The 20,866-nt window shown below is 70.3% G+C and carries 17 protein-coding genes; 10 read left to right on the forward strand and 7 right to left on the reverse strand.

What is annotated here, in order from left to right:
• Positions 1-183: 183 nt before the first annotated feature.
• The 7 genes from ACWD3H_RS42955 to ACWD3H_RS42985 all read left to right on the forward strand — a co-directional run bounded on the left by ACWD3H_RS42955 (position 184) and on the right by ACWD3H_RS42985 (position 9,067).
• Positions 184-1,368, forward strand: coding sequence for an ABC transporter substrate-binding protein (locus ACWD3H_RS42955; RefSeq protein WP_350930374.1), 1,185 nt, complete (start codon positions 184-186; stop codon positions 1,366-1,368).
• A gap of 28 nt (positions 1,369-1,396) precedes the next feature.
• Complete coding sequence (locus ACWD3H_RS42960) at positions 1,397-2,941, forward strand: sugar ABC transporter ATP-binding protein (RefSeq protein WP_451959110.1); 1,545 nt, start codon at positions 1,397-1,399, stop codon at positions 2,939-2,941.
• Entirely contained in the window at positions 2,934-3,893 is a 960-nt protein-coding gene (locus ACWD3H_RS42965) for an ABC transporter permease (protein WP_350930376.1), read from the forward strand. Before ACWD3H_RS42960 ends, ACWD3H_RS42965 begins: the two co-directional genes overlap by 8 nt.
• Positions 3,890-4,903, forward strand: a complete 1,014-nt coding sequence (locus ACWD3H_RS42970; protein ID WP_350930377.1) for an ABC transporter permease — start codon at positions 3,890-3,892, stop codon at positions 4,901-4,903. Before ACWD3H_RS42965 ends, ACWD3H_RS42970 begins: the two co-directional genes overlap by 4 nt.
• The gene (gene lsrF / locus ACWD3H_RS42975; RefSeq protein WP_350930378.1) at positions 4,896-5,783 is read left to right on the forward strand and encodes a 3-hydroxy-5-phosphonooxypentane-2,4-dione thiolase; all 888 of its coding nucleotides are present in this window, start codon (positions 4,896-4,898) and stop codon (positions 5,781-5,783) included. Before ACWD3H_RS42970 ends, lsrF begins: the two co-directional genes overlap by 8 nt.
• Before the next feature lie 69 nt (positions 5,784-5,852).
• On the forward strand, positions 5,853-7,535 hold the full coding sequence (locus tag ACWD3H_RS42980; RefSeq protein ID WP_451959111.1) for a glycerol-3-phosphate dehydrogenase/oxidase: 1,683 nt from the start codon (positions 5,853-5,855) through the stop codon (positions 7,533-7,535).
• Positions 7,532-9,067: an FGGY-family carbohydrate kinase gene (locus ACWD3H_RS42985; RefSeq protein ID WP_451959112.1), complete on the forward strand. Its 1,536-nt coding sequence runs from the start codon at positions 7,532-7,534 to the stop codon at positions 9,065-9,067. The genes ACWD3H_RS42980 and ACWD3H_RS42985 overlap by 4 nt, the downstream gene beginning before the upstream one ends.
• Positions 9,068-9,286: 219 nt before the next feature.
• Here ACWD3H_RS42985 and ACWD3H_RS42990 read toward each other — a convergent pair whose 3' ends face one another.
• The 5 genes from ACWD3H_RS42990 to ACWD3H_RS43010 form a co-directional block, all read right to left on the reverse strand.
• Positions 9,287-10,294, reverse strand: a complete 1,008-nt coding sequence (locus ACWD3H_RS42990; RefSeq protein WP_030908950.1) for a LacI family DNA-binding transcriptional regulator — start codon at positions 10,292-10,294, stop codon at positions 9,287-9,289.
• A gap of 34 nt (positions 10,295-10,328) precedes the next feature.
• Positions 10,329-11,753, reverse strand: coding sequence for a GH1 family beta-glucosidase (locus tag ACWD3H_RS42995; protein WP_451959113.1), 1,425 nt, complete (start codon positions 11,751-11,753; stop codon positions 10,329-10,331).
• Positions 11,750-12,649 carry a carbohydrate ABC transporter permease gene (locus ACWD3H_RS43000; protein ID WP_451959114.1) on the reverse strand — a complete coding sequence of 300 codons (900 nt, stop codon included), beginning with the start codon at positions 12,647-12,649 and terminating at the stop codon, positions 11,750-11,752. The genes ACWD3H_RS42995 and ACWD3H_RS43000 overlap by 4 nt, the downstream gene beginning before the upstream one ends.
• Complete coding sequence (locus ACWD3H_RS43005; RefSeq protein WP_350920619.1) at positions 12,646-13,623, reverse strand: carbohydrate ABC transporter permease; 978 nt, start codon at positions 13,621-13,623, stop codon at positions 12,646-12,648. The genes ACWD3H_RS43000 and ACWD3H_RS43005 overlap by 4 nt, the downstream gene beginning before the upstream one ends.
• 82 nt (positions 13,624-13,705) lie before the next feature.
• On the reverse strand, positions 13,706-15,058 hold the full coding sequence (locus ACWD3H_RS43010) for an ABC transporter substrate-binding protein (protein ID WP_451959115.1): 1,353 nt from the start codon (positions 15,056-15,058) through the stop codon (positions 13,706-13,708).
• A gap of 744 nt (positions 15,059-15,802) precedes the next feature.
• Between ACWD3H_RS43010 and ACWD3H_RS43015 the strand changes: the two genes are divergently transcribed.
• Positions 15,803-16,312, forward strand: coding sequence for a hypothetical protein (locus tag ACWD3H_RS43015; protein WP_355568455.1), 510 nt, complete (start codon positions 15,803-15,805; stop codon positions 16,310-16,312).
• 30 nt (positions 16,313-16,342) lie between these two features.
• On the opposite strand, the gene ACWD3H_RS43020 is transcribed toward ACWD3H_RS43015, so the two are convergent.
• Positions 16,343-17,677 (reverse strand): sensor histidine kinase, encoded by a 1,335-nt coding sequence (locus ACWD3H_RS43020; RefSeq protein ID WP_355568453.1) that lies wholly within the window; start codon positions 17,675-17,677, stop codon positions 16,343-16,345.
• Entirely contained in the window at positions 17,674-18,342 is a 669-nt protein-coding gene (locus ACWD3H_RS43025; protein WP_350920608.1) for a response regulator transcription factor, read from the reverse strand. Before ACWD3H_RS43025 ends, ACWD3H_RS43020 begins: the two co-directional genes overlap by 4 nt.
• A gap of 356 nt (positions 18,343-18,698) precedes the next feature.
• Here ACWD3H_RS43025 and ACWD3H_RS43030 point away from each other — a divergent pair, with 356 nt between their 5' ends.
• On the forward strand, positions 18,699-19,844 hold the full coding sequence (locus ACWD3H_RS43030) for a branched-chain amino acid ABC transporter substrate-binding protein (RefSeq protein WP_451959116.1): 1,146 nt from the start codon (positions 18,699-18,701) through the stop codon (positions 19,842-19,844).
• Between the two features lie 21 nt (positions 19,845-19,865).
• Positions 19,866-20,660, forward strand: coding sequence for a hypothetical protein (locus ACWD3H_RS43035; RefSeq protein WP_451959117.1), 795 nt, complete (start codon positions 19,866-19,868; stop codon positions 20,658-20,660).
• Positions 20,661-20,866 lie beyond the last annotated feature (206 nt).

Consider the following 20,866-nt stretch of genomic DNA (forward strand, 5'->3'; position numbering starts at 1 on the left):
CATATGGGCGGACCTGTCATGACAGGACGGCGATCCTGTCGTGACAGGAATCCGGTGGCGCCTGATGGATCCCCGTCTATCTGCCCGCTGAGCAGGAACAAAAGAGGCTCTTGACATCCACGTAACGTGGATTTAGCGTACCTGTCACTACAGGTCTGTAATGACTACGCCGCTACGCCCCCTATGAGCGATGAGTTCACGGCCTCGACTCGCACCGCCTCGGCGGACCTGCCCTCTCTGGAGACCATGATGCGTATCCGTCCCACATCCCGGCACTGGCGTGCGGCCTCGGCGGCGTCACTGACCGCCCTCGCGGTCCTGGCGGCCGGTTGCGGCTCCGGTGACTCCGGTGCCGGCACCTCCGGCGGCGCCGCCGCGGAGACCTCCGGTGAGAAGCCGTTCATCGCCCTGAGCAACGGCTTCATCGGCAACGGCTGGCGCCAGACGATGATCGCCAAATTCGAGGCGGCGGCGGGCCAGGCCCAGGCCGACGGCCTGATCAGCAAGTACAAGGTCGTCAACGCGCCGGGAGAGAACTCCGCGACCGAGCAGGTCGCCCAGATCAAGAGCCTCCTGCTGCAGAAGCCGGACGCCCTGCTCATCGACCCGGCCTCGCCCACCGCGCTCAAGCCGGTCATCCAGCAGGCGTGTTCCGCGGGCGTCACCGTCGTGGTCTTCGACTCCGCGATCGAGTCGGAGTGCGCCTACGTGCTGCAGAACAGCTTCGTCGACTGGGCCACCTACGCGGCCAAGCCGCTGCTGGAAGGCATCGGAGGCAAGGGCAACGTCATCGTCAGCCGGGGTGTCGTCGGCTCGCAGCCCGAGGCCGAGATGCTCGAGACCACCAAGAAGATCCTCGGTGAGTACCCCGGTGTGAAGACCGTCGCGACGGTGAACGGGATGTGTGACGGCGCCACCGCGCAGAAGGCTGTGCTCGGCGTGCTGTCGAGTGTGCCGAAGGTCGACGGCGTCGTCGGCTGTGGCGACGGCTACGGCGTCGCCCAGGCCTTCGCCACGGCGGGCAAGCCGGTTCCCGCGGTGACGTTCGAGACCAACGGCCGCGCGCTGAGCTACTGGAAGGACAACAAGATCGACAACGGTTCGGTGGCCGTCATGTCCGACCCGGGCCAGTCGGTCGCCGCGCTGTGGCAGGCGCTCGACCTGCTGGAGAAGCGGGACATCCCCAAGCACATGACCTTCCCGATCGTCCTGGTCGAGCAGAAGGACCGGGACGCCTGGGCCTCCGTCCTCAAGCCCGACGAGTACGCCGCCTGGCCCTGGACGCGTGAGCTCTTCCGCGAGCAGGTCAAGGCCGTGCAGACCGGTGGAGCGCCGGTGCAGCCGCCGATCCCGACGGCTGCCGGTTAGGCGGGGAAGGCACGGAGGAGGCCGCCTCATGCACGTCGACAACTTCGCCGCCAAGCCGCTCGCGGCTTCGCGGGAGACAGGCGGGGGACCGTCCGAGCAGCAGCCCGTCGTGATCGCGAGGGGCGTGACCAAGACGTACGGGCGCACCCGGGCCCTCGCCGGTGTCGACCTTGAGGTACGGGCCGGCGAGGTGCTCGGCCTCGTCGGCCACAACGGAGCCGGCAAGAGCACGCTGATGCGGGTCCTCGCCGGGCTGGAGGCCTGCGACGAGGGCACGGTCACGGTGTGCGGGCGGGACGCCTCGGGCGAGGCCGGGCCGCGGGCCGGGGACTTCCGCGGCGTGCGGATGGCCTACCAGGAGACGTCGCTCTGCCCCGACCTCACGGTCGCGGAGAACATCTGGGTCTCCTCACGCCACTGCCTTCCCCGGCTGGGCTGGCGGCGGGCGGCCGGTGACGGCGTACGGCGCAGGCTCGACGAGATGTTCCCCGGCCACGGGGTGGCCCCGGGCGACCGGATCGAGGACCTGTCGCTGGCCCAGCGCCAGATGGTCGAGATCGTCCGGGCCAGCCTGGTCGACCGGCTCGACCTGCTGATCCTCGACGAGCCCACCGAGTCCCTCGGCCCGGACGCCGCGCGCTCGCTGTACGACTACGTCCGCACCCTCACCGCGGGCGGCGTGGCCGTGCTGCTCATCTCGCACCGCATCCGGGAGGTCCTCTCGGTGGCCGACCGCGTCGCCGTGCTGCGCGACGGGGCGGTCATCGCCGAACGGCCCGCGAGCGGACTCGGCGAGCACGACGTACTGACCCTGATGGGGGCCGAGGTCGCCGCGAGGACCGGGAACGAGCGGATCACGGCCGCCGAGGCCGCCTCCGGGGATCGTCCGGTGCTGGCGGAGTTGCGCGGCGCCACCGGTCCCGGACTGCGCGACGTCTCCGTACGGGTCGGCGCGGGTGAGGTCGTGGGCCTGGCCGGGCTGGCCGGTCAAGGCCAGCAGGAGGTGCTCGAACGCCTGTGGCACCCGGTGCGGCGTGACACGAAGGTGCGCGGCACCCGGGCGTACGTGCCGGGCGACCGGCAGCGTTCCGGGGTACTGCCGCTGTGGAGCGTGGCGGAGAACCTCGTGGTGACCGCGGCACGCGGTATCGCGCGCCGCGGTCTGCGCCGCCCCGCCGAGGAGCGCGCGGTCGTGCGGAACTGGGTCGATCGCCTCGCGATCCGAGGCGGCCCGGACGCGGCGATGACCGAGCTCAGCGGCGGAAACCAGCAGAAGGTGATCGTCGCCCGGGCGTTCGCCTCGGCGGCCGACCTCGTCCTGCTCGACGACCCCTTCCGGGGAGTCGACGTGCACACCAAGACCGACCTGTACGGCCTCGTCCGCCAGGAGGCGGCCCAGGGCCGGAGTGTCGTCTGGTATTCGAGCGAGAACGCCGAGATGGCCCACTGCGACCGGGTCTACGTCTTCCGGGCCGGCCGGGTGGTCGCCGAGCTGGCCGGGGCGGAGATCTCCGAGGAGAGGATCATCGCCGTCTCGTTCGCCGAGTCCGATGGAGCGCAGAACCATGAGTGAGACTCTCGTGCCGGCCCTGCCGAGCCGGGCGCGGATGCGCCGGACGGCCCCGGCCGTGGTCAGCGCCGTCGCCATGATCGCGATGATCGCCGTCTGCGCGTCGCTGCAGCCGGACGTGCTGAGCGTGGCCGGGCTGTCGCTGGTCCTCTCGGCGACCGTGCCCCTGGTCATCGCGGCCCAGGCCCAGATGACGCTGATGGCGGTCGGTGACATCGACCTCGGCATCGGTACCTTCGTCGGCCTGGTCACCGTGATCACGGCGACCAGGCTGGTGACCTCCCCGCTCGTCGGGGTCCTGATCCTGCTCGGGCTCGTCGCCTCCTACACCGTGCTCGGCGTTCTCATCCACCTGCGCAGGGTGCCGTCGCTCATCGCCACCCTCGGCGCGTCGTTCGTCTGGCTGGGGCTGGGCATGTTCGTCCTGCCGACACCCGGCGGAACGACCCCGGAGTGGCTGGCGGCCTTCGGCATGTGGCAGCCCGCCGGGTTCCCGGCGCCGCTGCTGCCGATCCTCCTCGTCGCCGCGCTGGTCTACCTGCTCAGCGCGCGCAGCACCCTCGGGGTCCGGATGCGCGGCCTGGGCAGCAATCCGGTGGCCCTGGAGCGGGCGGGCCTGCGCCCGCTGGCGTCGCGGGCCATCGCCTACACCGCCGCGGGCGCGCTCGGTGTGCTGTCCGGGCTCGTGCTGGCCTCCCAGACCGGGGGCGGCGACGTGTCGTCGGCCTCCAGCTACACCCTGATGACGGTGGCGGCGGTGATCCTCGGCGGCGGCTCCTTCCACGGCGGCAGCGCCGTGCCCTGGGGAGTGGTGGTCGGCGGCGTGACCCTCGGCCTGGTCAGCGTGGTCCTCAGCCTGCTCGATGTGCCGACCAACATGCAGTCGGCGGTTCAAGGCGTGATCGTCCTGGCCGTGCTCGCCGGACGCGTCCTGGTCGGAAAGGTGCTGCGATGAACATCCGCGCGCTCGTTGCGCGTCCGTGGATCTGGGGTTTCGCCGCCGCGGCGCTCGTCTGGCTGATCATCCTGGCCATCTCAGGTCAGGGGGGCGGCCAGACGGTCTCCCTGGCCCTGTCCCTGGCGCCCTACCTGGTCATCGTGGGACTCGGGCAGATGCTCGTCATCACCGCCGGTCCCGGCAACATCGACGTCTCCGTGGCGCCGATCATCTCCCTCGCCGGATTCGTCTCGGTCCTGGCGGCCTCGTCCACCGGCTCGGCGACGTTGGGAATCCTCGCGGGCGCCGGTGTGGGTCTCGTCATCGCGGCGATCAGCACGGTGGCGATCCTCGGCCTGTCCGTTCCGCCGATCATCGCCACGCTGGCCGCCGGGCTCATCGCCTCCTCGGGCACGCTGTCGCTGGCGAACGGTTTCAGCGCGGTGCCCGATCCGGGGCTGCGGAGCCTGCTCAACCTGCGCCCGGCGGGCATCCCCATCCTCGCCGTGGCCATCGCGGTGGTGACCGTCCTGGTCATCGCGCTGCTGCGCGGCACGATCTACGGCCGTTCGCTGATCGCGGTGGGGCAGAACCGCCGGGCGGCCGAGCGCGCCGGAATCCCCGTCGCGCGGATCATCGCGGTGACCTACCTGGCCAGCGGCGCGCTGGCCGGCCTGACCGGAGCCCTGCTGGCCGCCTACATCGCGCCCTCCGCGGACCTAGGCACGCGCTACCTGCTCGACTCGGTGGCCGTCGTCGTGATCGGCGGAACGCTCATCTCGGGCGGGCGGGCCGTGCCCGTCGGTGTCTGGGGGGCCGCGCTCTTCTTCATCCTGCTGGACGGCCTGGTCAACCTCGTGGGCTGGAGCAGTGCGGCGCAGAACCTGCTCAAGGGCGGTCTGGTGCTGCTGGTCCTCTTCCTCGCCGGCGGCGGTGACCGCGTCGCCGGCACATCCTCCCGTTTCCGACGGCGGCCGCGACCCGCGGCCGTCACCACCACAACCACTGGAGAGAACACCCATGGCTGACACCGACGGTCTGCTCGACGCCCGCGACTTCGGCGGCGCCGCCTCCGTGACCGGCGGCTTCCACGTCAAGGGCGCACAGGCCCAGGACTGGGGCCTGCAGAACCGGCTCGCGCGCATCTTCAGGGCCGACACCGGCCGGACCGTGATGCTCGCGTTCGACCACGGCTACTTCCTCGGCCCGATGGCCGGCCTTGAGCGCATCGACGTCAACATCGCCCCGCTGGTGCCCAACGCCGACGCGATCATGCTGACCCGGGGCGTGCTGCGCACCAGCATCCCGCCGGCCACCGACGCCGGCATCGTGCTGCGCGCCAGCGGCGGCCCGAGCGTGCTGCGCGACCTCTCCGACGAGCACATCGCCCTGGACATGGAGGACGCGGTACGGCTCAACGCCGCGGCCGTGGCCATCCAGGTCTTCGTCGGCAGCGAGAACGAGTCGCGGTCGATCGCCAACCTCGCCGCGCTGGTGGACGCCGGCCAGCGGCACGGTGTCGCCGTGCTCGGCGTCACCGCCGTCGGCAAGGACATGGTCCGCGACGCCCGCTACTTCCGGCTGGCGACCCGGATCAGCGCGGAGATGGGCGCGCACATCGTCAAGACGTACTACGTCGAGGAGGGCTTCGAGACCGTCACCGCGAGCTGCCCGGTGCCGATCATCGTCGCGGGTGGCAAGAAGCTGCCCGAACTCGACGCCCTGACGATGGCCTACCGGTCGATCCAGGAGGGTGCCGCCGGCGTCGACATGGGCCGCAACATCTTCCAGAGCGAGAACCCCGCCGGCATGCTCGCGGCGATCCGCGCCGTCGTGCACGACGAGGTGAAGCCCGAAGAGGCCTACCAGCTCTTCAAGGACCACTCGGCCGCCGGCACCGCGTCCTGACCCCTTCTGGGGCTCGGGCCCCGGCGCGAGACCGCCGGGGCCCGGTCCCGTCATCTCCCGGGAGCTCCCATGTCGCAACAACCAGCCGGATCTGACGACGTCGTCGACCTCGCCGTCATCGGAGCCGGTATCAACGGGCTCGCCATAGCCCGTGACGCCGCCACCCGTGGCCTGCGTGTCGTCGTCGTCGACCGCGCCGACGTGGGCTCGGGAACGTCGAGCACGTCCAGCCGGCTGATCCACGGCGGGCTGAAGTACCTCGAACGCTACGACTTCAACCTCGTGCGGGAGTCGATCCGTGAGCGGCACCTGCTGTTCCGCAACGCCCCGCACCTCGTTCGCGACTACCCCATGCTGATCCCCTCCTACGCGGGTGACAGCAGGCCCGGCCCGCTGATCCGGCTCGGCCTGGCCGCGTTCGACGTCCTGTCGACGGGGCGCAGGCACGGCCACAGCCGCAGTGTGTCCCTCCGCACGGTGGCCCGCAGGTGGCCCACGCTGTCGAGGCGCGGCCTGCGCGGGGCCTCGCTGTTCCCCGACGCGCAGGTGCCGTGGGCCGAGCGGCTCTGCGTCGAGTTGCTCCTCGACGCCCGGCGGCTCGGCGCGCGGGTGCTCACCCACACCACGGTCACCGGGCTGATCGTGGAGAACGACCGGGTCGCCGGGATACGGGCCGAGGACAACGCCTCCGGCGCGCGAACCGAGATCCGGGCCGCGATCACGGTGAACGCGGCCGGTCCGTGGATCGACAGGATCCTCGACGGGCAGGTGGCCAGCCGGCGCCTCAACGGCGGCACCAAGGGCAGCCACATCGTCGTCGACGCGTTCCCGGGCGCGCCCGACACCTGCATCTTCTTCGAGGCGGCCGCCGACCATCGGCCGATCTTCGTCCTCCCCTGGGAGGGTCGCTACATGCTGGGCAGCACGGACCTGACCTACGAGGACGATCTCGACGAGGTCGTCACCAGCGACGAGGAGATCGACTACCTGCTCGCCGAGACCAACCGGATCTTCCCGAACGCCGGCCTCACCCCCGACGACGTGCTCTACAGCGTGGCCGGCGTCCGGCCCCTGCCGTACACCGCCGGGATCTCCGACAACGCCAAGATCAGCCGTGGGCACACGGTGCACAGCCACGCCCCGGCCCACCCGGGGCTGTTCACGGTCATCGGCGGCAAGCTGACGACCCACCGCGCCCTCGCCGAGGACGTCACCGACGCGGTGCTGCGCGCGCTCGGCCGCACTCGCCGGCGCTGCCTCACCCGCTCCCGGGCCTTCCCCGGAGCCGACACCGCCGACTGGCCGACCTTCAGCGCGGACTTCATGCGCTCCTCGCCGCTCACCCCGGCGCAGTCGCGCCGGCTGCTCGACGTCTACGGCGTACGGGCCCGCAGGGTGCTCGAACTCGCTGAGACGGACGACACACTCGCCGAGGTCGTCGACGAGGAGACCGGCGCGCTCGCCGCCGAGGTGGTGATGGCGGTGCGCGAGGAGGGCGCCGTGACGCTGGGGGACATCCTGCTACGACGTACCCTGATTGGACTCGGCCCCGACATGGGCCTGAAGGCGGCCGCGGCCTGCGCCGACATCGCCGTACGTCACCTCGGCTGGGACGAAGGGCGGGCCCGCGCCGAGATCACCGGCTACGAGGCCGAACTGCGGCGCTTCAGGCCACGGGTGCTGGCCACGTCGGCCACAGCGTCGGCCACACCGTCGACCACACTGCGAAGTAGCGACAGGAGGACCTCGTGACAGCCCCGGACACGTGCTACATCGGTGTCGACATCGGCCTGACGGCCTCGAAGGTCGCGGCCTTCGACACCGAGGGACGGGAACTCGGCGTCGTGCACGCCCGCACCCCCCGCACCAGCGTGACCGCGCACCGTCACGACGTCGACATGCTCGGGCTGGCCGACACGGTCATGGCGCTGCTCGGCGAGCTCACCGGGAAGCTGGCCGCCGACGGATACACCCCGGCGGGCATCGGGGTGGCGGCCCACGGTAACGGACTGTATCCGGTCGACGCCGCCCTGAGGCCGGTCGGGCCCGCCATCGCGTCGTCGGACAGCCGGGCCCAGCGGATCGTGGACGCGATCCCGGAGCGGGAGGCCAGGCGGCTGGCCAGGGAGACCGGCTCCATCCCGTGGGCCGCACAGCCCGCCGTGCTGCTGCGCTGGCTGCACGACGTCGAGCCGGAGAGCTACCGGGCCACCCGGTGGGCACTGTCCTGCAAGGACTGGGTCACCGCGCAGCTCACCGGCGTGCCGAGCGCCGACTACAGCGACGCCAGCGCCTTCGGCATGGTGGCCCTCGACACCCGCGCCTACACCCCGACGGCGCTGGAGCTGGTGGGGCTGCCGGCGAGTGACCTCGACCGGTTCCCTCCGCTGCGCCAGTCCAGTGACGTGGTCGCCGGGCTGAGCGCCCAGGCCGCGGCACGCACCGGACTCCCCGAGGGACTGCCGGTGATCGCCGGTTGCATGGACTGCGTGGCGGCGACGCTCGGCGCCGGGGGACGCGGCCTCGGAGACGTGACGATCATCGTCGGGACGTGGGCCATCAACGGGGCCGTGGTGCCCGCCCGCACCCCGGCGCCCGAGGTCACCATGAGCGCGCTGATGCCCGACCCGGCCACGATGCTGGCCATGGAGGTCGCGCCGACCTCGGCCGCCAACCTCGAATGGCTGGCGTGCGCGTCGGTGCCGCACGACCAGGTCGGCGGCCTGCTCGTGGCGGACCTGCTCAGGGAGGCGGCCATGGTGCCGCCGGGCGCGGAGGGCCTGCTGTTCCTGCCCTTCGTCAACGGAGCCCCCGAACACCCCGCGGCGTCGGGGACCTTCCTCGGCATCTCCGGCGTGCACCGCCGCGGGCATCTCACCCGCGCGGTCATCGAGGGGGTCGCCCAGTACCACCGGGTCCAGCTCGACCGGGTCCTGGCCAGCGGAGCCGACATCGGGGACCGGCCGTGGCGGCTGGCCGGTGGCGGCGCCCGATCCGAGGTCTGGGCGCAGATCTTCGCCGATGTGCTGGGGCGGCCGGTCCGCCGTCAGCTCACCAGCGAGCTGGGAGCACGCGGCGTCGCCTCGCTGCTGCCCGCCGCGCTCGGCCACGATCTCCAGCCGTGGTCGGTCAGCGACGAGGACGACCTGTGCGTGCTTCCAGGCCCCCACCGGGAGGCGTACCTGCGGCACTCGGAGGTCTTCGACCGGACGCTGGCCGGCATGTCGTCCGCCTGGTCGGAGGTCGACCGGTACCGCACGGCCGGTCCCGCCGACGCCGGGTAAGGCCGGGAGGGCGCCGGGCCGGCCGGTCACGGCCGCCGCCGGGAACCTGCCGGGAATCCGGGACGCGGGCACCGGGCCGTGACCAGGCCGGGGTGAGGTGCGGAGCCGTCCGGACGCGGGCGGGGCGGTGGAACCCCACCGCCCCGCCCGCGTCGTGGTACCGGCTGAGGCTCGGCTCCGTCCCGCCCGGCGCGCCGAAGGCCGCCGGAAGAGGCCGTCTCAGGCGGAGGATCGCTCGACCAGGTGGGTGTCGAGTATCACCACCGGCTGCTCCAGGTGCTCGCCGTTGATGCGGGAGACGAGGAGGTGGGCCATCTGCCGGCCCATCGACTCGGTGGGCTGGTGCACGCTGGTCAGGGCGGGGGAGGAGTGCGCCCCGGCGGGCGAGTCGTCGAAGCCGATCACCGCGACGTCGCCGGGGATGCTCTTGCCCTCCTCGCGCAGCACCCGCATCGCGCCCAGCGCCATCGGGTCTGAGGCGGTGAAGACGGCGTCCAGGTCGGGGTTCTCGGCGAGCAGCTTGCGCATTTCGGCCATGCCGCTCTCCTCGCTGAAGTCGCCGTACGCCACGATCTCGCTCAGGCCGGTCGCGAGCAGCGCGTCGCGGTAGCCCGCGAGCCGGTCCACACCCACGCCCATGTCCTGCGTTCCCGCGATGGTGGCGATCCGGCGACGGCCCCTGCCCAGCAGGTACTTGACCGCCTGCCTGGCTCCGGCCCGGTTGTCCACGTCGACATAGCTGTAGGGGGTGAGGCCGACAGGGCGGCCCCCGATGACCGTCGGCACGCCCATCGCCTCCAGCCTTCCCGGCAGCGGGTCGGCACCGTGCAGGGAGATCAGCAGCACCCCGTCGACGTGCTGTCCCGTCAGATAGTGCTCCAGCCGCTCGTGCTCCTGCTTCGACTGGGCCATCGCGAGGATCAGCTGCAGACCGGTCTCGGACAGTGCGGAACCGATGCCGCGGATGGTTCCCGCGAAGTACGGCTCGTCGAAGACCCGCAGCTCGGACTCCGATACGACCAGCGCCACGGTGTCCGTGCGCCGGGTGACCAGCGCGCGCGCAGCCCGGTTGGGCACATAGCCCAGTTCCTGGATCGCCTGCAGCACGGCGTCACGGGCCTTCTCGCTCACCTTCGGTGAACCGTTGATGACCCGCGACACCGTGCCTCGGCCGACTCCGGCCAGGGCCGCGACCGCCTCAAGCGTCGGACGACGGTCGCCGTTCATGTGTTTCAGCCCCCCGTGGTGAATTCGCCGGCCCCTATTCTGTCGGACCGTTCAGGCCTCCGCGCCTGATGGTCCCGGCATACCAGAGAGCGCTCTCTTTGGGAACTCTAGTTTGCGTCTCATAGTCGACGTGCACCAGTCCGAACCGCTTTCCGTACCCCCACGCCCACTCGAAGTTGTCCATCAGGGACCAGGCGAAGTAGCCCTCCAGCGGGATCCCCGCCTCGATCGCGGTGTGGCAGATGCGCAGGTGGGCGTCGATGTAGCCCACCCGGTCACGGTCGTGGACGACGCCGTCGGGTCCCACGACGTCGTCGAAGGCCGCGCCGTTCTCCGAGATGACCAGCGGGACGCGCGGGTACTCGGCGGCCAGCCGCTGCAGGATCTCCAGCAGCCCCGAGTCGTCGATCTCCCAGCCCATGGCCGTCACGGGACGTCCGCCCTCGACGAACGAGACGTGCTCGCTGCCGACCCAGGGTGACCCGGTGTCGGTGGGCGCCGCCGCGGCCGACGCCGCGCCGCCGGGGGTTCCGGAGACGGTGAAGCGGCTGTAGTAGTTGATCAGCAGCTTGTCCAGCGGCGTTGAGATGATCTCCATGTCCCCGTCCTGAACGAGCCCGGCCGGCCGGCCGAGGTCCTCCAGCACGTCGGCCGGGTACTCACCCCTGAGCAGGGCGTCCAGGAAGAAACGGTTCTGCAGCCCGTCGATGCGGCGGGCGGCGTCCTGGTCGGCCTCGGAGGCGGTCTGCGGCGTGATCGCGTACAGGTTGACGCAGCCGCCGATGACGCTCTCCGGGCGCTGGGCCCGTATCGCCTGCGCGGCCAGGCCGTGCGCGAGCAGCAGGTGGTGGGCGGCGTACACCGCCTTGTCGGGCTCGCGCCGCCCGGGGGCGTGCTCACCCGAGGCGTACCCGAGGAACGCCGAGCACCAGGGCTCGTTGACGGTGCTCCAGTTGCGGACCCGGTCGCCCAGCGCGTCGTGCACGGCCGCCGCGTAGTCGGCGAAGCGCTTCGACGTGTCCCGTGACGGCCAGCCGCCCGCGTCTTCCAGGGACTGGGGCAGGTCCCAGTGGTAGAGCGTCACCCACGGGTCGACGCCCCGGGAGAGGAGCTCGTCGACCAGGCGGCTGTAGAAGTCGATGCCCTTGAGGTTGACGGGGCCGTGTCCCTCGGGCTGGATCCGGGGCCAGGAGATGGAGAACCGGTACGCGCCGAGGCCGAGTTCGGCCATCAGCCGCACGTCGTCCCGGTAGCGGTTGTAGTGGTCGATGGCGACGTCGGCGTGCTCGCCGTTCACCACCCGGCCCGGCTGCTTGACAAAGGTGTCCCAGATGGAGACGCCGCGGCCATCCTCCGAGACGGCGCCTTCGATCTGGTATGCGGAGGTGGCCGCGCCCCAGACGAAACCTGTCGGGAACACCAGATCCGGGGTCTGAATCTGCGTCTCTTGCGTGGTCACGCTTTAACCGCACCTTCCATGAGTCCGCCGACGATCTGACGGCCGAACGCGATGAAAACGATGAACAGGGGGAGGACCGATGCCGCGGTACCGGTGAACAGCATCACGTAGTCGGTGCCGTGGGCCTGGTTGAGCGCGGCGATCGACGTCTGAACTACCGGGTTGTCCGGGTTCAGCACGATCAACGGCCACATGAACTCGTTCCAGGTCTGCATGAAGACCAGCAGTGCCAGCACTGCCATTCCCGGCCGTAGCGCCGGCAGGATGACGTTCGCGTAGATGCGCATGGTGGAGGCGCCGTCGACGCGGGCCGCCTCGACCAGTTCGTCCGGCACCGCCTGGGTGGCGTACTGGGTCATCATGAAGACCCCGAAGCCGTTGAGCAGGAAGGGCAGGATCACCGCCTTCAGCTGGCCGGTCCAGCCGAGCGTGACCATGAGCTCGTACAGCGGCACGATGCCCATCTGCTGGAGCGGGACCATCATCGTCACCAGGATCAGGCCCAGCAGGATCTTGCCGCCCCGGAAGCGCAGCTTGGCGAAGGCGAAGCCGGCCAGGGTGGAGATGAGCACCACCGAGAAGGTCACGGTGACCGAGACGATGGCCGAGTTCACCAGGCCGGTCATGAAATAGGCGTCCTCGGTGGACAGGAGCCGTGAGATGTTCTCGCCGAGGTGGCCGCCGGGGAGCAGCGGCGGTGGTACGTCGATGGCCTCCTCGTTGGTCCGGGTGGCCATGATGAACATGTAGTAGATGGGGAACGCCGACAGCACGAGCGCGAAGGCCAGCACGACCTTCGTCAGCGGGCCGGCGTCCCAGATGCGGTTCCGTGCGGCCGACGGGCCGGAAGGCCGTCGTGAATGCGCCGGGGGCCGCCTGGACTGGATGGCCGTCACTTGGAACCCCCGATGCGGCGGGTGAAGGAGTAGTTGATGAGCGTCCCGACCAGGATCAGCGCGAACAGCATCCACGCGGCGGCCGAGGCGTAGCCGAAGTCGAAGTCGCGGAACGCCTCCTTGACGATGAACATGGCCACGGTCTGGTATTGGCCGGTGGTGCCGCCGGCCATCGTCGGGTTGCCTTCGAACATGACCGGCTCGGTGAACAGCGTCAGGCCGCCGATGGTGGAGATGAACACCACGAAGACGATCGTCGGGCGCAGCATCGGGATGGTGATCTGCCAGAACTGCCGCCTGGCCGTGGCACCGTCGATGGCGGCGGCCTCGTAGAGATCCTTGGGGATGGTCTGCATGGCGGCCAGCAGGATGATGGCGTTGTAGCCGGTCCAGCGCCAGTCGATCATGGTGGAGATCGCGATCCACGCGGACCACTTCTCGTTCTGCCAGTTGATCGCGTCGGTTCCGAAGAGGCCCAGGAACCAGTTGATCATGCCGTAGTCACGCCCGTACAGCTGGGTGAAGACGACGGCGACGGCGACGACGGAGGTGATCAGCGGCAGCAGCACGCCGAGGCGGAAGAAGAGCCGTCCCCGGATGCGCTTGTTGAGCGCGTTGGCCAGCACGAGGGCGAGGACGAGCTGCGGGATCGTCGACATGACGAACATGCCGAGAGTGTTGATCACCGCGTTCCAGAAGGCCTCGTCGGTGATCAGCTCGATGTAGTTCTCGAGGCCGACGAAGGACTTGTCCCCGGCGAGCTCCCAGTCGTGCAGCGAGACCCAGAGGGTGTAGCCGAGCGGGAAGATGCCGAAGATCGCGAAGAGGAGGAAGTACGGGGAGACGAGGAAGTAGGGGGTCGCCCGGAGGTCGAACCGGGCCCATCCACCGCCTCGCTGCGGTCCGCCTGCCCCCGCCGACCGGCGGGGGCCGGGCTGTGGAGGGGCGGCAGGGGAGTCGACGTGCAGTGTCATCAACGGAGCCTTTCAGCGGGGGCAGGCGACCGGCCCGGCGGCGGGATCACCGCCGCCGGGCCGGTGCGGGTCGGTAGGGGGATCAGCCCGCTGCCTTGACGCCGGCCTCGATGAACTTGGTCCAGGCCTGGTCGTAGGGGACCGAACCCTGGTCCATGCCCTCGAGGACCTTCTCCACCGCGGTCTTGACCTGGGCGTGCTTCTCGCCGAGGAAGACGGGAAGCAGGTCCTTGACCGACGCGCCGAAGATCTGGCCGGTCGGCGCGTCGTTGAAGAACGGGTTCTTCAGGTCGGCGACCGCCGGGTCCTGCTGCGCCGGGATGGAGCTCGGGAAGGCCGCCGCCTCCTGGAAGGCCATGACGTGGCCCTCCTTGCCGGTGAGGTAGTTCAGGACCTCGGCGGCCTCCTTGGGGTGCTTGCTCTGCTTGGGAACCGCGAGGTAGGAGCCGCCCCAGTTGCCCGCACCACCGGGCACGGACGCGACGTCCCACTTGCCCTTGTTGTCGTCACCGGCCGCGCCGGAGACCACACCGAGCATCCAGGCCGGGCAGCCCATGGTCGCGAAGCCGCCCTTCTTGATGGCGGCGTTCCACGGCGGGGTGAAGGAGGCGAGCTTGGCGGTCAGGCCCGCCTCGCTGAAGTCCTTCACCGTGTCGAAGGAGGTCTTGATGGCGGGGTTGCTCTCGACGACGAGCTGGTTGCTCTTGTCGAAGTAGGCGACGTTGCCGTTCTTCGGCGCCTCCTGCGACAGGATCACGTTGTAGAGCGTGTTCGGGCCGTCGAGGAACTTGGGGTCGCCCTTGCCGGGGTTGGCGGCCTTGAACTTCTCGCCGATCGCCTTGAAGGCGTTCCAGTCCGGCCAGAGCTTGCCGACCTCGTCGCGCTCGGTGGGCAGGCCCGCCTTCTCGAACAGGTCCTTGCGGTAGCACATGGTCATGCCGCCGATGTCGGTGCCGAGAGCGAAGAGCTTGTTGTCGGCGTTGATGCCGTTGTCCCACTTGGCCGCGGGGAAGTCGGCCTTGCGGCTCTCCAGCCCGTACTCGGCCAGGTCGGTGAAGAACTGCGGGCGGGCCTTCATGAGGCCCATCGCGCCCTCGTCCAGGGCGATGATGTCGGCCGCGCCGCTGCCGGCCTGCAGGCGCTGGAGCAGCTGCGGGAGGTAGACGTCCTCGAACCGGTCGGTCAGGTTCTGGTACTTGACCTGGATGTTCGGGTGTGCCGCGTTCCAGGTCTCCACGGCCTTGTCGTAGCCGAAGTTCTCGCCACCGCCGAAGGTGTGCACGGTGATGGTCACCGGCTCGGCCGCGGCGGAGGCGCCGCCGTCGCCCGCGGCGGGCTTGGCGGGCTCGCTGGAACCGCACGAGGTGATGGCCAGGGCGGTGGCCGCCATGACCGCTACGGCGGCGAGCTTGCCGTGCCGCTTGTTGTTCAACATTTCCGGACCCCTCTCAGGTGGTCGCCCGAATCATTGGGAGGTGACACCGGGGGCCGGTCCCCGACAAACACGGCCTCGCGGTGCGGTAGTTCCTCAATGTGCTTTGGGAGCGCTCCCACGAAGAGTGGACGATGGGCAACCAGGACGTCAATATGCCGAAACTCAACCGTTACATCCGACTGTTTTAGGTGGGACTATCGGTATGAAGTGGGTACATACATCTCATTGGGGTGATTGGGAGCGCTCCCATCTCACGGACATACAGTCGGGGCATTTCGTGTCCGTGCGGAGGCCCGCCGGGGAGCGGCGGACAGCCCGCCGATCTCCGGTCGAGGGCCTCCGCACCCGGTCCGGTGTTCGGTGAAACCCGTTAGGCTTATCCGATACGTCGAAACATGCCTGAGATGCCGCACGCTCGCGATCGAGAGACATGGTGGCGGGTGGACGCGCGAGGGGGCTTCCATCCCCCGGCCCCCCGGCATTGTTGTTCACCGAGATCCGACCGTGGCCGGTCGGGTCGTCACGCCATCCATGATCGTTGATGGTGTCGTCCTCGCCCGGATCACCGTGTCCGGCGCTCGGTGACACCTCCCGCGAGGGGGCCATGTGATTGTCACTCACTCCAGGCGGCGAAACGGCCGGGTAAGCGAGTCGTCAGTCGCCGAAAGGTCTCCGACAAGGAAGATCTCATCGAGTACCCCCGGTGGGGAGGCATCCGGCGGGCTGTCCAGGCAAACTGTGCCCATGAGCCGACGTTCACGGTGGGCGGCGCTCCTGGCGGGACCCGTCGCCGCCCTGATGGTGGCGGGCTGCGCCGCTGACGGCGAAGCGCTCCGGCCCGACACGGAGCTGACCAGAGTGTCGGACCCCAGCGCCGCGCCCGGCCCCGGCCTGTTCGCCGTCAACTCGCAGCGGCTCGGCGGCCTCATCGTCATCGACGTCCAGGGATACGTCCTCTACCGCAGTGACGCCGACGACGCGAGCCCGTCACGTTCGGCCTGCGTCGGCGAGTGCGCCGAGATCTGGCGCCCGATGCCGGTCAGCGACATCGGGAGGCTGCGGATCGTCGGCATAGACCGGGGAAAGATCGGCAGGGTCGTCAGGCCCGACGGCACCGAGCAGCTCACCCTCTCGGGGTGGCCGCTGTACGGTTACAGCGGTGATCGCATGCCCGGCGACACCAGCGGGCATGGCCGAAACGGCTGGTTCGCCATCTCACCCGCCGGAGCCAGAGCCGGCCGCTCCACTCCCTGACGCTGCCTCGCCACGGCACCGCGGCGAGCGTCATCGCCTGTCAGGCGGCGGCTCGTCGGGCAGGGTCATGATCGCGGCAGTGCCCCCTCCGGGCGCCGGATGAAGCCGCAGTGCCCCACCGTGCAGCTCCGCCACCCATTGTGCGATGGTCAGGCCCAGGCCGGTGCCGTCCGCCGCATCGCTCCGGAAACGCTGCGCCGGTCGGCCGTCCGGGCCCGGACCAGGACCCGGACCGGCATCCTTGATCATAACCATGCCGGCGGTGACGACGAGGGTGATCGTCGCGGGTTCGGCACCGGTCCGGCCATGCCGGACGGCGTTGTGGACCAGATTGCGGATGGCGATGCGGACCAGGGTCGGGTCACCGCTCGCCACCGTGGGCGAGACCGACACCGCCGCCGTGTGCGGCGGCTGCACGGTCTCGGTCACCACCTCTTCGGCCAGCTGGTCGAGGCGGAACGGCTGCCGCTGGAGCTCTCGCAGCCCGGCGACGAGACGCGCCCGCATGAGCAGCGCCTCAACCGAGTCGGCAAGCCGTTCGGTGGAGCGCAAAACCTGCCGCAACGCCTGAGACTGCCGGCCGGGATCCTTGATCGCGGCCTCCGACAGTGCCCGGATGACCGTCAGAGGGGTGCGCAGCTCATGCGCCGCGTCGGCGACGAACCGCTCCTGCTGGCCCAGCGCCTCGACAGCCGGTTGGGTGCCCCGCCGGGCCAGCAGATGCCCGCCGAAGCCGGCCAGGAGTGTGAACACCGCTCCTCCGGTGAACAGGATCCACCCCAGCCGCCGATGGGCCCGCTGAACGGGCTCAAGATCGACCGCGACCACGATGGTGCCCGACACCGCTCCGGTGACGGCGTGCGAGAACGGGACCGCGAGCAACCGTGAACGACGCCCCACGCTGGTGACGGTCGCGGCGAGTTCGCCGCGCCCCTGCCAGACGGGCCGGGCGAGGCCGCGCAGAACCTCTGGCGCGATCACCGGCAGGCTCGACGGATACGCGAAGACGAGGCGGACGTCGGTGCGGGTACCTTCGTACACGTGCACCGCGGTCGGGCCCTTCGACGCCGGATCGGCGAAGAGGCGGTCCAGCCGCAGCGCGCCGGACTCGTAGTACAGCAGGGCTTTCGCGGTCCGGGCGGTGCGCTCCAGCTCCGCCCGGACGAGACCGTCGCGCTGCTGCTGGTCGACGACCATCGCGACGGTTCCCATACCGGCCAGACCCATCACATTGAGAGCTGTCAGCAGCAGGGCCAGGCGGACCCGAAGCCCGTTGAGGCGCCCGGTCGTCTGCAGATGCGTCGGCTGCGTCCCCTTCTGACCCCTGCCGCCGGGATCGGGGCCGCGAAGACGTAGCGGGTTCACAGCCGCACGGGCCCGGCCCGGTAACCGGTACCCCGCATCGTGAAGATCACGGCAGGCTCGCCGAGCTTGCGTCTCAGCTGGTTGACGACGACGTCCACCACATTGGACGCCGGGTCGGCCCGCTCGTCCCAGCAGTGCTCGATGAGCTCGGTACGGGTGACGACAGCGGGTTGGTGGGTCATCAGGATCTCAAGGACCGCGAACTCCTTGGGCGTGAGGGTTTGCAGCACCCCGGCGCGGCGGACCTCCCGGCGAGCCACGTCGAGCGTGACGTCGCCGACGCGCAGAACCGGCGGGACCATCGTGGTGCGGCGCCGGCACAGGGCGCGCACCCGCAAGACCAGTTCGTCGGTGGAGAACGGCTTGGTCAGATAGTCGTCGGCGCCGGCCTCCAGGCCTGCCACCCGGTCGCTGATGTCGTCGAGCGCGGTCAGCATGATCGCTGGTATGGCCATGCCGGCCTGACGGCGCCGGTGGAGCTCGTCGGCCGAGTCGCCTTCCGGGAGCATCCGGTCAAGGATCAGGCAGTCGTAGTCGTTGACGCTCATGCTGAGGTCGGCCTGGCTCCAGTTGGCCGCCTCGTCGACGGCGAAGCCGGCCGAACGCAGCCCGGAGACGACAGCACCACGCACGTCGGGATCATCCTCGACGACGATCACACGCATGGGACGAGGGTAGCGATCTGCCGGGGGAGTTCAAGACGAGGGGGGCGACCTGTCAGGAGAGTTCGACCAGCCGCGTGCGGAGCGGGCCGGGGGCGTCCGAGCGTTCACCCGCCCGGTCACCGCGCGTGATCACAGGGCATCGCGGAACTCGGACGAAGGCTCCTGACGAACCTCTCCTCCGGAGATCGGATCGGTTCCCGTTTCCGTGGTACTTCTCCCCCTTCACCGGATCTTCATCGAATCCTCATGATCATCATCGCAGAATTCATGTCGGGCGCCCGCGGTGCGGGACGCCCCCGTACGCTGTGGCATCCGCCAGGCGGCGGCTGGACGGCCTAAGCGCCTGGAGGCGATCGATGCGCAGCGCCCGCCGGTTGACCGCCTTCGCCGCGGCGGCGCTGCTGGCAGCCGTGCCGGGGTGCGCCGACATCGGGGGGCGCGTCCCGGATCAGGGGCGCTGCGGCCTGCGTATCGCCTTCTTCGGGCCACTCACCGGCGAGTCCATGAACCTCGGGCGCAACATGCGCGAAGGCGCGCTGCTCGCCGTCGAACAGCACAACGCCCGGAATCCGGCCTGCCCCGTCGGGCTCGTCGACTTCGACACCCAGGGGGATCCGAAGCAGGCGCCCGAACTCGCTCAGCAGGTCGTCGCCGACCCCGCGATCATCGGTGTCGTCGGGCCTGCGTTCTCCGGCGAGTCGCAGGCCGCCAACCCGATCCTGAACCAGGGCGGGGTCAGCACCATCACCCCGGCGGCCACCGACCCCGGCCTCAGCCGCTGGGGGCGATCGACCTTCCATCGCATCCTGGGCAGCGACGCCGCGCAGGGACCGGCGGTCGGCCGGTATATCAAGGAGAAGCTGCTCGCGCGGAAGGTGTTCGTCATCGACGACATGAGCCCCTACGGGCGCGGCCTCAGTGAGCTGGTCATGAAGGAGCTCGGCTCGCTGGTGGTGCAGAGCGCCTCGGTTCAGCCGAATCCGGTCGACTTTCGCGGCGCGGTCTCCGAGGTCGAATCGGCCGCCCCCGACGTGGTCTTCTTCGGCGGTTACTACACCCAGGCCGGCCGGCTCCTGCGCGAGCTGCGCGACGCGGGCGTGAGCGCCGTCTTCGTCTCGGGCGACGCGGTCAAGGACGACGGGTTCGTCCGCACGGCGGGGGCCGAGGCCGCCGAGGGCGCGGTTCTCACCTGCCCGTGCCGGCCGCCGGAGAAGGATCCCGGGTTCGCCCGGCGCTACCGGATCCGTTTCGACCACGACCCGGGCACCTACAGCGCGGAGGCCTACGACGCCGCCACCGTCTTCCTTCGGGGCATCGACGCCGGCAGGACGCGACGCTCTGACATGGAGGAGTTTGTCGACGGCTACTCCGGCGCCGGTATCACCACGAAGATCCGATTCAACGGCGACGGCGAGCTTGCCAGCTCCTCGGTCACGGTGTGGGCCTATCGCGTCCGCGGCGGCCGGATCGTCGCCGACGACAGGCCGATCCCCGGAAACTGACCGCACAGGAGATCAGAAATCATGACAAGCCCCCCGATCGCCTATCGGATCCCCGGCCCGACCGCGTCGCCCCCCCTCACGAGGTCACCGTCTGCCGGACGCCTCGACTGCGCGAGCGGCACCGTCCACCGCGCCCTCGCGGAGGCTCCGATCGGCGGGTACGGCATGCTGGAGGCGGCGCTCGCCTGGCAACATCTGCGCTCCACCGGACCCGGGAACACCGGCGGGGGGACACACGCCACAGCGTCGCGTCATCTTCCCGTCGTGGAGACGCACAGCGGGGCGGTGGCGGCACGGATCGCCCGGCTGCTGTCAGGGCTGGCCTGGGCCATCGTCACCCAGGCCGACGCCGGCGACACCGGCTTCAAGCGGCCGCCGGCCGTGCGCGTCGAGGTGCCCAGAACGCTACACCGCAGGGTCCTGCGGGCGTTGACCAACGCGTGGCGCGACGCCCGGCGGCAGTTCGACCCGCGCGTCCCGGGCACCGCCACCGACGCCGACGCGGCCGTCGCCCTGTGGCGCATGGGCATTCTCGTCGCCGGGCTCGGTCCTAGCCACAACATGGTCTACCTGCGCACCGGCACGTCCACGATGGCCGAGATGATGGCAGCCGCCGCCAGGTGTCTCGGCCTCACCCCGATCGTGGACAATGTCCACGGCGCCCCGGCGGTAGCCCTCTACCATCTGGGTGAGGTGCACTGGCTGCTCGCGGAAGCGGGAGCGGGAGGCGCGGCGACCGTGTGGGTGCGCGGTGGCCGTCCCGCCGGCGCCGCCAGTACCAGCGTCGGACTCTGGCCGTCAACGACCCCCTCCTGAGGGAGGGGGCTTGAGGTGCAGTAATGCGCTTTGAAGCCCCGCGTTGACCAGCCCTGGCCGTCAGCTCAAGGAGGTGCGTTTTGATGGCTACGTTGAACACGAGATCGCAGCCCCACCGGCGGGTGCTTCCTCAGCCTGCCGCTCTGGAATCCGTGGGAGCAGACACGCCCGAGGGTGGGCACGAAACGGCTCACGGACACCGCCTC

It is taken from the genome of Streptosporangium sp. NPDC002607, from assembly GCF_053592655.1.

Excerpts from the sequence above, each read along its gene's own strand:
- ACWD3H_RS42955 (WP_350930374.1), top strand. The coding sequence starts at position 184 with ATGAGCGATGAGTTCACGGCCTCGACTCGCACCGCCTCGGCGGACCTG.
- ACWD3H_RS42960 (WP_451959110.1), top strand. The coding sequence starts at position 1,397 with ATGCACGTCGACAACTTCGCCGCCAAGCCGCTCGCGGCTTCGCGGGAG.
- ACWD3H_RS42965 (WP_350930376.1), top strand. The coding sequence starts at position 2,934 with ATGAGTGAGACTCTCGTGCCGGCCCTGCCGAGCCGGGCGCGGATGCGC.
- ACWD3H_RS42970 (WP_350930377.1), top strand. The coding sequence starts at position 3,890 with ATGAACATCCGCGCGCTCGTTGCGCGTCCGTGGATCTGGGGTTTCGCC.
- lsrF (WP_350930378.1), top strand. The coding sequence starts at position 4,896 with ATGGCTGACACCGACGGTCTGCTCGACGCCCGCGACTTCGGCGGCGCC.
- ACWD3H_RS42980 (WP_451959111.1), top strand. The coding sequence starts at position 5,853 with ATGTCGCAACAACCAGCCGGATCTGACGACGTCGTCGACCTCGCCGTC.
- ACWD3H_RS42990 (WP_030908950.1), bottom strand. The coding sequence starts at position 10,294 with ATGAACGGCGACCGTCGTCCGACGCTTGAGGCGGTCGCGGCCCTGGCC.
- ACWD3H_RS43005 (WP_350920619.1), bottom strand. The coding sequence starts at position 13,623 with ATGACACTGCACGTCGACTCCCCTGCCGCCCCTCCACAGCCCGGCCCC.
- ACWD3H_RS43010 (WP_451959115.1), bottom strand. The coding sequence starts at position 15,058 with ATGTTGAACAACAAGCGGCACGGCAAGCTCGCCGCCGTAGCGGTCATG.
- ACWD3H_RS43015 (WP_355568455.1), top strand. The coding sequence starts at position 15,803 with ATGAGCCGACGTTCACGGTGGGCGGCGCTCCTGGCGGGACCCGTCGCC.
- ACWD3H_RS43025 (WP_350920608.1), bottom strand. The coding sequence starts at position 18,342 with ATGCGTGTGATCGTCGTCGAGGATGATCCCGACGTGCGTGGTGCTGTC.
- ACWD3H_RS43030 (WP_451959116.1), top strand. The coding sequence starts at position 18,699 with ATGCGCAGCGCCCGCCGGTTGACCGCCTTCGCCGCGGCGGCGCTGCTG.
- ACWD3H_RS43035 (WP_451959117.1), top strand. The coding sequence starts at position 19,866 with ATGACAAGCCCCCCGATCGCCTATCGGATCCCCGGCCCGACCGCGTCG.